Source organism: Flavobacterium sp. ARAG 55.4 (assembly GCF_051846875.1).
GTDB lineage: Bacteria > Bacteroidota > Bacteroidia > Flavobacteriales > Flavobacteriaceae > Flavobacterium > Flavobacterium plantiphilum.
Genome location: NZ_JBPYCT010000017.1, coordinates 62363 through 75119 on the forward strand (window position 1 = coordinate 62363; position 12757 = coordinate 75119).

A 12757-nucleotide genomic window follows, 5' to 3' on the forward strand; every position below is an offset into this window, starting at 1 on the left:
TTTTTTAAAAGTTGAGGTATTCACATGACTTTAGTACTTTTAGCCGAATGAAAAACTGAAAAGGAGAGTTTTCTTCTCTTACAGGTTTTTGGAAAAAAAAAATATTTTTTTGGCGACTTTAAACAGGCTTTAAAAGTTAAAGTAATATTTTGCGGTATTAAATGATAATTTACCGATTCGTAAATTTTAAAAAAGTATAACATGGTAAAAAAGTATTTCTATAGCTGTCTGTTTTTGATAGCATTATTCACTTTAAGCAGTTTCAGTATTAACGATGAAGTAATTCGTCTGGATGGCAACTGGCATTTTGAAATTGATCGAAATAACGAAGGAATAACCCAAAAATGGTATAACAGAAATCTTTCGGACAATATCAAGCTGCCGGGTTCGATGGCTGAATTTTTAAAAGGGGATGAAATTACACTCAAAACTAAATGGACGGGATCTATTTATGACAGCTCCTTTTACTTTAGACCCAGTTTAAAAAAATACCGCGAACCGGGAAATATTCACATTCCTTTCTGGCTGACTCCGGCAAAACATTATGTGGGTGCTGCCTGGTATCAAAAAGAAGTGAACATTCCTGCCAATTGGAAAGGCAAACGAATTATTCTTCATTTGGAAAGAGCACATATAGAGACCAGAGTTTGGGTTAACGATAAGGAAATTGGTTTACAAAATTCATTGGTGGCTCCGCATGTTTATGATTTAACAGCTTATCTTACTAGCGGGAAACAGCGTATTACGATTCGAATAGACAACAGTATCAAAGAATTAAATGTTGGACCTGATTCGCACAGTATTAGCGATCATACACAGGGAAACTGGAATGGAATCATTGGTAAAATAGCTTTGGAAGCTGCTTCTCCGGTTTATATAGACGATGTACAGATTTATCCGGATGTAAAAAACCGAAAAGCGCTGGTAAAAATTAAAATCAATAATTCTACACTTAGACCATTTAGTGGAAAAATAGGAATTTCGGCAAAGAGTTTCAACAGTTCAAAATCAGATAAGACTCAGGAAATACTCAGTAAAATAATAGTAGCAAAATCAGATACTAAAATTATTGAAATAGAATTGCCTTTTGGAAAAGGAATGCTGACCTGGGACGAATTTGATCCTGCCTTGTATCATCTGGATGTAAATTTGGTTGCTAAAGGAATAGAAAACAATAAAAAAGTTTCCTTTGGAATGCGTGAGTTCAAAATTGAAGGAAACAAATTTTTAATCAACAGCAATCCCGTTTTTTTGAGAGGAACCTTGCATAACTGTGAGTTTCCGTTGACGGGTTATCCTGCAACTACGGTAGAGGCCTGGGAGAAAATTTTCAGGAAAATGAAATCCTTTGGCTTAAATCACGTTCGTTTTCATTCCTGGTGTCCACCGGAAGCAGCTTTTAAGGCTGCGGATATTGTTGGACTTTATTTACAGCCCGAAGGACCAAGCTGGCCCAATCACGGACCAAAAATAGGATTGGGACAGCCAATTGATCAGTTTTTGTATGATGAAACAATACGAATGGCAAAAGAATATGGGAATTATGCCTCTTTCACGATGTTGTCGGCGGGAAATGAGCCAGCAGGAAATCAGGTGAAATATTTGAATGCTTTTGTTGATTTCTGGAAAGCAAAAGATAACAGGAGAGTATATACAGGAATGTCCGTAGGCGGAAGCTGGCCTGTGGTTCCCAATGCAGAGTACCAGTCCCGTGGAGGTGTGAGAGGATTAAACTGGAATAAAAATCTGGAAACCGAATCGGATTTTAGTTCAGCTATTGCGAAGTTTAAAGTTCCGTTTGTAGCTCACGAAATAGGGCAGTATTGTGTATTTCCAAATTTTGCCGAAATCAAAAAATATACAGGTGTTTACAAAGCTAAAAACTTTGAAATGTTCCGTCAGGAATTAGCAGATCATAAAATGGGCGATCAGGCTAAAGATTTTTTGAATGCTTCGGGAAAATTACAACTCTTATGTTATAAAAATGAAATTGAAAAAATATTGAGAACACCGGGTTATGCTGGTTTTCAAATGCTGGGATTACAGGATTTTCCCGGTCAGGGAACAGCCTTGGTAGGAGTACTGGATGCTTTTTTTGAAGAAAAAGGATATGTAACAGCTCAGGAATATTCCAGATTTTGTAACTCCACGGTTCCGCTGGCTAAGATTCCAAAATTTATATATACTAATGAAGAGAATTTTAAGGCTGAAATTCTGCTTACTCATTCAGGAAAAACTCCCTTGCAAAATGCAGTAATGAGTTGGACAATTAAAAATGAAAAAGGAAATTTACTTTCTTCAGGAAAATTCAATCCTAAAACTTTTGAAAACGCAAATGGAATTTTTGCAGGCGATATTGATTTTGCTTTAAGCGAAATAACAGCTGTATCTCAACTAAATTTAGAAGTAAAAGTCAATGGTACTGATTTTGCTAATGATTGGGATTTTTGGGTATATCCCAATAAGAATCCTGAAGTGTCATCATCAGTTTACTACACAACAACCTTAGATAATAAAGCCAAAGAAGTGTTGAATAACGGAGGAAAAGTATTTTTGAATGCAGCAGGAAAAGTAGTAAAAGGAAAAGAAGTAGAAATGCATTTTCTGCCTGTTTTCTGGAATACGTCCTGGTTTAAAATGCGTCCGCCGCATGTTACGGGGATGCTTATTCAGGATAAAAGTCCGGCTTTTGATAATTTCCCAACGAGTTATCACAGCGATTTGCAGTGGTGGGATATACAAAACCGCGCTCAGGTGATGAACTTAGAAGATTTTCCGGATGATTTTCGACCATTAATCCAGCCAATTGATACCTGGTTTATGAACCGCCGACTGGCATTACTATTTGAAGCACAAGTGGGTAAAGGAAAAATTATAGTAAGCAGTGCTGATTTAGGACCGGATGTTCAAAACAAACCGGCATCTAAGCAACTTTATTTTTCACTTTTAAAATATATGAATTCGCCTGACTTTAATCCTGAAAAGAAGTTGGATATGAAAGTAATTCAGGATGTATTTAGCAGTCCTTCAAGAGAAATTTTTGATACCTATACTAAGGACAGCCCTGATGAACTGAAACCGAATTCAAATCAGAATAAAGTGAAATAACAAAATGTAAATTATGATGTAATTAATTTCCCGTTAGTGATAAGGATGATAATAATGTTGATTCAGAAAAAACATGAATGTGAAAAATGCCCCAAAAGTCAGATGTTATTTGGGGCATTTTTTTATTCGGTTTCAGAAATTTTTTCAATTTCGGCTATTTCCACTTTTTCTTTTTTTATAGACTGTCGTAAAAGAGCAAATAAACTCATGTAAACATTTGCTACAAAAACTAACGAAAAACCGGAAATGATATATCCTCTCCAGTCGGTGAATAATAATTTATATTGCGTCAGAAGCAGAAAAAAAATAGAGATATAGTGACTAAAACAATATTCGCAGGTGAAGAGATAAAAGAATTTTCGTTTTATAATAGTTTTTTTATTTTTAGAACATACTACGCACCATTCTTTAAATTCATGAAATATTTCTTCATGTGTTACCGTCCATGAAATACAGGCAACGGGTATTGCTAATACTAAAAGCCATATTATTTGTACATATATTTCCTTCATAGTTGTTTATTCTTTAAAGGTTTAAATTTTACAGAGATTAAAAAATAATTTTAAAACCGTAAAAGAGAATGCTATGCTGTTTTTTTAGTAACAGTAAATACAACTAAAATTGTTGTTTTAATACTATGTTTTGTTTTTCCCTCATAGCATTGATATATTCCCATTCTCTTAATGATGCTGGATGTAGTGGTTTATTGCGTCCTTCTTTTTTACTGCTTTTTTTTAATTGTTTTTCCATATTAGCAGTAATCCTGTCCTCTGTCATAATATTGTTCAGTATACTCTGGAATTTGTTTTGAAAGCCCGGTAATGCTATAAGTTTGTTCTTCTCTAAAGCTTCCATACCGGCTTTGGCAACTTTCTCAGGACTTGCAAGCTCATTTTCTTTATAGGTCACAGTATGTTCTGCTTTTGCTTTATGAAAGAAATCAGTATCTGTAGGCCCCGGTCTCAGTGCAGTTATTGTGATATTAGTATCTTTAACTTCATTAGCAATAGCTTCTGCAAAAGAAAGTATAAATGCTTTTGTTGCCGCATACACAGAGAAATAAGGTGATGGTGTATTTGATACAGAAGAAGCAAGAAAGAGGATTTTACCTTTATTATGAAGTACCATATCCCGGAGATAAAATTTAGTAAGACTTAATACCGAGTTGATGTTGAGTTCAACCAGACTAATTTCCCGGTCAATATCAGTTTTACAAAATTTTCCCCATTCGCCCTGACCGGCATTATTAATTAAAATGTCAATGAAAATTTCAAGTTTTTTAGTGATTTGATAAATTTTTTCGGCAGATTCCCTGTCGAATAAATCAATGGGTATTTCTATAACCTGAATCGTTTTGTCTGTTGCAATATCTTTCATTTCAACAGCAGTCTTTCTGAGGTTTTCTTCATTGCGTGCCACTAAAATAAGGTTGTAATTTTTCTCAGCATAAAGTTTTGCGAATTCATACCCAATTCCGCTTGTGGCACCCGTAATTAATACATTTTTCTTTTTCATGACAAATTATTTAATGTAAACATTTGAATACTATTAAGTTACTTTCAAATCTATAAGAAGAAAAAATAATTAATTTATAAAATTCAAAGTTTTAATTATATAATTCTCAACATCTTTTAAAAGAAGAATTGTATATTATAAATAAGTCTTTATAAAAAATCGAAACTGTAAATTACATTAATAGAATTTTGCTTAAAAGTTTTCTGAGTTCAGATATAGAGTTGGGTTTCACTAGGTAATCTCTGGCTCCGGAGATTATTGCATCTTCAGCATATAATGATGATGTAGATAAAAAAATCACTGGAATATCTTTTATTTTTTCACTTTTTTTGATTTCGCTCAATACTTCTTTACCGGACATACACGGCATATTGATATCCAGAAAAATTAAATCAGGATTTATTTCTCCATTAATTAACTTATGTAAAGCGTCTATTGGATTTTGAATAGAAGTGTATGCAGCATCAGTAATAGTTTTTACTGCCTGTTCAAAAAAATCACAATCATCAAAATCATCATCAATTTGTAAAATGTTTTTATACTTCATTTTTAGTAGGTTTTTGTCTTTAAAAACATTTTGGGGGAATGCCTGAAAAGTTTTGTTTATTAATAGCACTCATTATTGTAACTAAGAAAAATATATTATTTATACTTATTCCAATAAAAAATAATAAAATCCATACACAAATTTATATAAATTTTCTTAACTATTACTTATTTGTAGACCGGATTTATTTTTTATAATACAAAATATTTCTTTTGTAACTGTAGAAAGAGGGCTTAAAATTATGTAATACTCGCATTTTATTATGTAAGAATTTATAAAGAGATCACTAATACATTTGTAACAGCCTGTTAAAAATGTCTTTTTTCCGGATATTCCCCAGATCAACTTTAACCTAAAATTTAAGACTATGATAAACAATTTAAAGGATGCTCAAAAAAATAGATTATATAAAAATAAATTATCTTATGGAAGTAAACCACAGCATTATGATATGATTGTGTTTTCTCATATTAGATGGCAGTTTGTTTATCAGCGTCCGCAACATATCATGAGCCGAATGGCAAAAAAAATGAAAATACTTTTTATTGAAGAGCCCTTGCAGTATGATGAGAATAAGGATTTGGGAAATCTTATTATTGTAGATGAAAAGCTCCATGTTTTACAACCGAATGTGACCGAAATTGAGTCTATTGCCGAAATAATTCCGGCTTATGTAAAAAACGAAACTATTTCTTTTGGATGGTTCTATTCAGCAGCTTTTTGTCCATTGATGGGATTTATAGATTTTGATACTGTTATTTATGATTGTGTGGAAGAACTTTCGATATCTAAAGGCACTTCGGCTGATTTACTTCATCAGGAAAAATACCTTATTTCTCAGGCAGATATTGTTTTTACAGCAGGAAAATCTTTATACGAATCAAAGAAGAGATTTCATAACAATGTGCTTTGTTTTCCCAATTCAGTAGATGAATCTCATTTTTCCAGAGCTTTAAACGGAATTGCAATTCCTGAAGATATTGCGGCTGTAAAATCACCTATAGTGGGATTTTATGGTGTTATTGATGACCGTATTGACCTGCAGCTGCTTCATGATGTCGCTAAAAAAATGCCTAATATTTCGTTTGTTATGATTGGACCATTAACAGAAACAGCAGAGGCAAATCTCCCAAAAGAACCCAATATACATTATCTGGGAATGAAATATTATAATGAACTGCCTAATTACCTAAAGGCTTTTGATATTGCTATGATGCCTTTCAAAATAAATGAAAGTACGCACTACCTAAATCCAAACAAAACATTAGAATATATGGCGGCAGCAAAACCTGTCATTTCAACAAGGGTTAACGATGTAGCACGGGATTACAGTATTTGTGTAAGTTTAATTGATACCGCAGATGATTTTTGCGAGAGCATCAAATTTTTATTGGAAAAAAGAGATCGATTGTCAATGGAAATGGAATATTATAAAATTTTGCAGGATACTTCCTGGAACGCTACTGTTGATAAAATGGACTTAACAATTAAGGCTTTTGCCTGATACTATAAATGAATTATAACAGAAAATTTGGATAAAAAATAAAAAAGATGATGTCATGCTAATTAACAGCTTGTCTTTTCTTTTAATAATGTTTAATTAAAAATACAGAATATGGAACTTAAAAAAACAATAACTGGTATCACTTTTAGCGCTTTTGATTTACTACATGCAGGTCATGTTAAAATGCTTGAAGAAGCAAAATTATATTGTGATTATCTGATTGTAGGCTTGCAAACAGATCCTACCTTAGACAGACCTGAAAAAAATAAACCCACACAATCTGTAGTGGAAAGATATATCCAACTTAAAGCCTGCAAATTTGTCGATGAAATTGTTCCTTATGCAACGGAACAGGATCTTCAGGATATTCTTCAGGCATTCCCTATTGATGTCAGAATCATTGGTGAAGAATACAGAGATAAAAATTTTACTGGTCGTGAATATTGTGAAAGCACGGGTATTAAACTTGTTTTTAATAAACGCAGTCACCGTTTTTCCAGCAGCGGATTAAGAAGAGAAGTTTATGAATGTGAATCTTCAAAATTAATCGGATAGATTCAAATTTTTATCTGAATCTAAGTTGATAAAATACTTATAAAAAAACCGGCCATCTGAAATTTTTCAGATGGCCGGTTTTTTAAATTATTCTGAAGATTTATGCTTCTTCATCATCTTCATCATCTTCTTCTGCTGCTTCAAAATTGATGTTATTGTAGGCAACATCCGTCAAGAGTGTATCAGCTTCTTTTTCTTCTTCTAAAGTTTGTTGTAATAAGGCTAGCGCATCCTCTTCTCCTAAAGTTTCTGCAAAAGCAGCCAATGTTCCGTAGCTGGCAATTTCATAATGCTCAATTTTTTGTGAAGCAGCAATTATTCCCGCATCTCTTACTGGCCCTGATTCGGTTTCTTCTATGATGCTTTCGCCTTCTTTAATTAAACCTTCCATAGCATCACATTTCTTTGCAGATGCTTTTTTGCCTATGAGCTCAAACACTTGTTCTAACCGGGAAACCTGTTCTTCGGTAACAGTAAGATGATCGTTTAAGGTGCTTATAAGATTTTCAGAAGTGGCATTTTTAGCCATTTTAGGCAATGCTTTTGTTAAAGCTTTTTCTGCCCAGTAGATATCTTTAAGTGAATCTTCAAAGAGTTCTCTAAGTCCTTCTGCAGCTGATGATTTTCCTTTTGTGTTTTTATTTGATTTTGTTTTTGTTGCTGCACTTGTAGTTTTAGTGCCCGCTGTGCTTTTTGTTGTTTTCATAATTTTTTGAATTAAAATATTAATAATTAATTCTAAAAGTAAGCAGTTCACTAAAGCACTTTTTATATAATTATTAGGAGTAATTATAAAATTAGCACTTTTAGTTTTAATATTAACACACTTTAATAAGCTGATTTATAATTATGTAATTTCATATTATAATTCTGTAAAACATAACGTTCTTAAGCTTTCTAAATTTATAAACACATAAATAATGTTACTGTAATTTGAATTTAAACCCGATATGAGTAAAAATAACAAACCTGTAATTTCCGAGCATTTTGATAATGAAAGAACTTTTCTGTCATGGATTCGTACTGGAATAGGGATTATGGTATTTGGATTTGTTTTAGTTAAATTTTCTTTAGTTGTAAACGATTTACCGGCCAGTTTTTTTAATGGAACTGATATACCAAAAAACGGATTTACCATTTTTATAGGGATAGCACTTGTAATTACAGGAGCTATAATGATACTTTTAGCTTATCTAAAATACAGGCAGGTACACAGAGAACTGATTGAGGGTAAATTTCTTTATTCTACCGTATTATTGACTGTTTTAACGGTAGTTATTTTTATTATGAGTATGATAATAATTGCTTATTTGATTATGGCAGCTTATCCAATGATTTTTGAATAATTGTCATCAGATGGAAATTATATAACGACCGGTATATATTATATAAATTACAATTGATTCAGACTTATACATTTACATCAAAGATTTAATTAAATCAAAAAAAAGCATTTAAAAATTGATGTAAAAAATAAATCAAAAATCCAATTATTATGAATTTAGACAGAAGAGAGAATTACAGTCAGGAGCACTTGTATTCTCAAGACCGCACAAGCCGTTATAATGACAGGAATACTAATCCGGATTCTCTGGATAATTCCTATCTTGAAGATGATGAACAATATATAAATCCCAATCTTCATAAAGATGATTTTGAAGAAGAAATTCCTTCAGATATAAGAAATGGTTTTGAGGAAGAGGATCCATTGGACAATGAGGATGATTTTGAAGATGAACCTCTTGAAGAAGACGATGATTTTGACCAAGAAGACACGTATAATGATGAATTTGATGATGATTTAAACAACGATGATTTTGATAATACTGATCCTAACGATCCACGCATTTTTTAACCCTTATCAAAAATGAGAAAAACCGCTTGGACTACAGCAAGTGGTTTTTCTTGTTTTTTACCGATAAATTTTACTATTCTATGGAAATCCTTATTAAAAAAAAACTACAAGCCGATATGTCCAATCTTTTAGTAGTAGGTATTGGTATTTCTATTGGATCATTAGAAACATTAAAAAAAATACTTTTAGCGATACCTCAGGATTCCGGAATAGCATTTATAATTATAAGACACACAGAAGATTTACCAGCAAATTTAGCTGAAATACTATCATCAAATATTCAAATTCCTGTTAATGAAATTATTAACGATATACATTTAGAGCCCAATCATATTTATATTATGCCTGAAAAAAATTTTCTCACGACATCTTCTGGCATACTAAAACTAAAACAAATTACAAGGAATGAAAGGCAGGGTAGTGGCACCGATATTTTTTTTGAATCGTTAGCTGAAGTGTATAAAAGTGCTGTAGTGGGGCTAATGCTGGGTTCAGATTCTAATTTTGAAAGTATAAGGGGATTTAAAAAAATAAAGGAAGAAGGTGGAATTACGATAATTCAAAAGCCCGATAAAACAGCTTTTAGAGGGATAACCCAACATCTCAGAGATAACTATGTAGCTGATTATGTAATGACAACAGAGCATTTTCCTTTTGAAATGCTTCAAATTCAAAAAAAGTATCCAGCATATATTAATGCTAATAATCAGGAAAATATTCCTCAGGATAAAAAAGAATTATTCAGGAGAATTATTGAACTCACAGCAGAAAAGCATCAGCATGATTTCAGTAATTACAAACAGCCTTACTTAAGAAGACGTATTGTTATAAGAATGACTGTTTTGCAAAAAGATAGTGTAGAGGGATACTATAATTTTCTTCAGAATAATAAAACGGAACAGGATATTTTATTTCATGATTTTTTATTTTCGGTTAGTTATTTTTTCAAAGATTCAGACTATTTTGAAAATTTAAATGAAATTATTTTTCCGTCATTAATCAGCAATATAAATGATAACACCTTGCGTATCTGGATTGCAGGATGTGCAACTGGTGAAGAAACCTATTCCCTGGCAATTAGTCTTCATGAATATCTGTTAAAAAATAAACTTAGTGGTATGAAAGTTCAAATTTTTGCCACTGACTTATCTGAAAGAGCTATTATAAAAGCCCGATCAGGGATTTATTCTAATTTTGATGTGCAGCAGATAAACAAAGAAAGACTGCAAAAATATTTCATTAAAAGCAACAGAGAATATCAGGTTTGTAAAGCAATTCGCGATATGTGTGTATTTGCAGTACATAATTTTGTTAAGGATCCTCCATTTGCTAAAATAGATTTTGTTAATTGCCGCAATGTTTTAAAATATTTTAATCCCTTTTTACAAAATAAGGCCTTATTATCCTTTTATTATTCACTGAATGCTAAAGGAATTCTTTTTATTGGAAAATCAGAAACAATTAATTCTGTCGAAGGTTTGTTTGAAGCTACAGGGAAAACAGAAGAAATCTATATACGTAAAACTGCTCCTGAACAAGATGCAGTACAAGTATTTACTGCTGTTGAAAATAATTTACAGGAAAAAGCCAGTGTTTCTGAATTTAAAACCCAAACAGAAACAGATTTTCAAAAAATGGTGTCTGATATTTTATTTTCTAAATATACTCTGGCGTGTGTAGTTATTGATGAAAATATGGAAATTGTTTATTTTCATGGTGATACAAGTTCATTTTTATCTCCATCACAGGGAAAACCCAGTTTTGATATTTTAAAAATGACAGATGAGGAAGTCAGGATAAAATTACAGATTGCTATACTAAAAGCAAAAACAGAGAAAAGAAATATCCGTGAGGACCGTATTGAGGTTAAAAAGAAATCCTGCTTTATATCCTTTGAGATTGTAGTACCTCAGAATAATGATTCGCATTTGATAATTATCTTTTATGACGAAGCAATTAAAAGTAAAAAGAGAAATGAAAACCTGTTTATTGGCGGAAAACAAAAAATTACTACAGAAGTTACAGATGAAAATCATTCGGTAAATGAAGTTTTAAGAGCACAAAGTCAGGAATTAGCTTCTGCTAAAGAGGAGCTATCCTGTATAAATGATGAACTCAGAGAAAATCAGAAAGAATTAGTAAAGGCTTTAGATTATGGAGAAGCTATTATTAATACTATTCATGAGCCCTTATTAATTATCGATGATTACTTTTTTATTAAAAAAGCCAATCAGGCATTTTATCAGTGTTTTAAAACAACAGAGGCTGAAATTGAAAATCAGTCCTTGTTCGAAATAGGAAACTGTCAATGGAATATTCCGGGGTTTAAGGAACAAATTTCTAAAATAATAAACGAACAACTCGTTATTGAAAAAACTAAAGTAGAAATAGTATGTGATGGTATTGGAAAAAAAGTAATGCTGATAAATGCTGGTCCGATTCAAGTTTTAAATGAAGACCATATTCTTTTAACATTTAATGATATCACGGAATTAGTAAATGCTAATGAGTTATTAGTAGCTAAGAAATTAGAAATACAAAAATACCATCATCAACTGGAAGCATTTACTACTGCGGCCAGTGATGTTTTGCATGAGCCGCTTCGTAAGATACATATGTTTAGTAAAAGAACTTTTGATAACGAAAGTAATATTAGCGAGCTGGGAAAACATTATTTGGAGCGTATTCAATATTTAGTCACTAATATGAGTCAGTTAATAGACGATGTTATTAATTATTCAAGAGTTAATTTTCTGGAAAGAGAATACAAAAAAACAGATTTAAACAAGCTCTTTAAAAAAATTATCCGGGATTTGAAAGAAATAATTAGTCAAAAAAATGCTGAGATTCTGGTTGATAACCTGCCTGCATTGAATATCATACCACAACAGATTCAACAATTGTTTACACAGCTGATTATCAATTCTCTGATTTTTACAAAAGAAGGAGTTATTCCTCAAATAAAAATTGAAGCTCATACGCCATCTCATAAAGAAATTATGGATTGGAATGGAGAACCGGAAATCAATTATGTGAAAATTTGTGTTATTGATAACGGAATAGGTTTTGAAAAAGAGTATGAAACCACAGTTTTCAATCCTTTCTACCGCTTGCACCAAAACACATTTAAAGGTAGTGGATTGGGACTTACTTTAGTAAAAAAAATTGTTGCCAATCATCAGGGTTTTATTAAAGCTGTAAGTAAAAAAAACAGGGGTACTACTATGATAATCTACATTCCGATGACACTCAGTTAACAAGAAAGACTATCCGAAAACAACAGTCTTACAGATAATATTATCAAAAGCATATTGAAAATAATCTTTATGGTTATTATTAGCTTGAGTGAGAACTTGAATTTTTAATTGTAATCTAAATTTAAATTCAAAGCTGATGAGTGAGTTATGTAATTTCTTTTTTTGTTATATAATTCTCAAGAAGATTTTTTGAAGTTTTATCTAATCTGAGTGTTGTGTACTTTGTTTTTTTTCGTAAAAAAACGAATAAAAAAAACGGGAATCCTTATAAATAAAGGCTTCCCGTTTTGTTGCGGAGAAAGAGGCTCCTTAGCCTTTATAATAATTCCAGTAATTACGGGACTTACATTTGATATTTAAGAACAGGGTCACCAATAGGGTCACTAAACTTTCAGAGTTTTTATTTGTAACAATAC

10 protein-coding genes are annotated in these 12757 nt (G+C 31.8%); 6 read left to right on the forward strand and 4 right to left on the reverse strand.

Going from position 1 to position 12757, the window contains the following annotated elements; genetic code table 11:
* Positions 1–201 precede the first annotated feature (201 nt).
* Positions 202–3108, forward strand: a complete 2907-nt coding sequence (locus ACSV4D_RS16770) for an exo-beta-1,4-galactosidase (RefSeq protein WP_439229171.1) — start codon at positions 202–204, stop codon at positions 3106–3108.
* Positions 3109–3230: 122 nt separating this feature from the next.
* On the opposite strand, the gene ACSV4D_RS16775 is transcribed toward ACSV4D_RS16770, so the two are convergent.
* The 3 genes from ACSV4D_RS16775 to ACSV4D_RS16785 all read right to left on the reverse strand — a co-directional run bounded on the left by ACSV4D_RS16775 (position 3231) and on the right by ACSV4D_RS16785 (position 5170).
* Positions 3231–3620, reverse strand: coding sequence for a hypothetical protein (locus ACSV4D_RS16775; RefSeq protein WP_439229172.1), 390 nt, complete (start codon positions 3618–3620; stop codon positions 3231–3233).
* 103 nt (positions 3621–3723) lie between these two features.
* The gene (locus ACSV4D_RS16780) at positions 3724–4623 is read right to left on the reverse strand and encodes an SDR family NAD(P)-dependent oxidoreductase (protein ID WP_439229173.1); all 900 of its coding nucleotides are present in this window, start codon (positions 4621–4623) and stop codon (positions 3724–3726) included.
* 172 nt (positions 4624–4795) lie between these two features.
* Complete coding sequence (locus ACSV4D_RS16785; RefSeq protein WP_408082214.1) at positions 4796–5170, reverse strand: response regulator; 375 nt, start codon at positions 5168–5170, stop codon at positions 4796–4798.
* Between the two features lie 367 nt (positions 5171–5537).
* On the opposite strand from ACSV4D_RS16785, the gene ACSV4D_RS16790 reads away from it, so the two are divergent.
* On the forward strand, positions 5538–6674 hold the full coding sequence (locus ACSV4D_RS16790; RefSeq protein ID WP_439229174.1) for a glycosyltransferase: 1137 nt from the start codon (positions 5538–5540) through the stop codon (positions 6672–6674).
* Between the two features lie 111 nt (positions 6675–6785).
* Positions 6786–7229: an adenylyltransferase/cytidyltransferase family protein gene (locus ACSV4D_RS16795; RefSeq protein WP_408082212.1), complete on the forward strand. Its 444-nt coding sequence runs from the start codon at positions 6786–6788 to the stop codon at positions 7227–7229.
* Positions 7230–7329: 100 nt separating this feature from the next.
* Here ACSV4D_RS16795 and ACSV4D_RS16800 read toward each other — a convergent pair whose 3' ends face one another.
* Complete coding sequence (locus ACSV4D_RS16800; protein ID WP_439229175.1) at positions 7330–7935, reverse strand: YciE/YciF ferroxidase family protein; 606 nt, start codon at positions 7933–7935, stop codon at positions 7330–7332.
* Between the two features lie 244 nt (positions 7936–8179).
* On the opposite strand from ACSV4D_RS16800, the gene ACSV4D_RS16805 reads away from it, so the two are divergent.
* The 3 genes from ACSV4D_RS16805 to ACSV4D_RS16815 all read left to right on the forward strand — a co-directional run bounded on the left by ACSV4D_RS16805 (position 8180) and on the right by ACSV4D_RS16815 (position 12341).
* Positions 8180–8575 carry a YidH family protein gene (locus ACSV4D_RS16805; protein WP_408082210.1) on the forward strand — a complete coding sequence of 132 codons (396 nt, stop codon included), beginning with the start codon at positions 8180–8182 and terminating at the stop codon, positions 8573–8575.
* Positions 8576–8724: 149 nt separating this feature from the next.
* On the forward strand, positions 8725–9084 hold the full coding sequence (locus ACSV4D_RS16810; RefSeq protein WP_439229176.1) for a hypothetical protein: 360 nt from the start codon (positions 8725–8727) through the stop codon (positions 9082–9084).
* 80 nt (positions 9085–9164) lie between these two features.
* A complete protein-coding gene (locus tag ACSV4D_RS16815; protein WP_439229178.1) occupies positions 9165–12341 on the forward strand; it encodes a CheR family methyltransferase in 3177 nt (1058 codons plus the stop codon).
* The last annotated feature ends 416 nt before the right edge of the window (positions 12342–12757 follow it).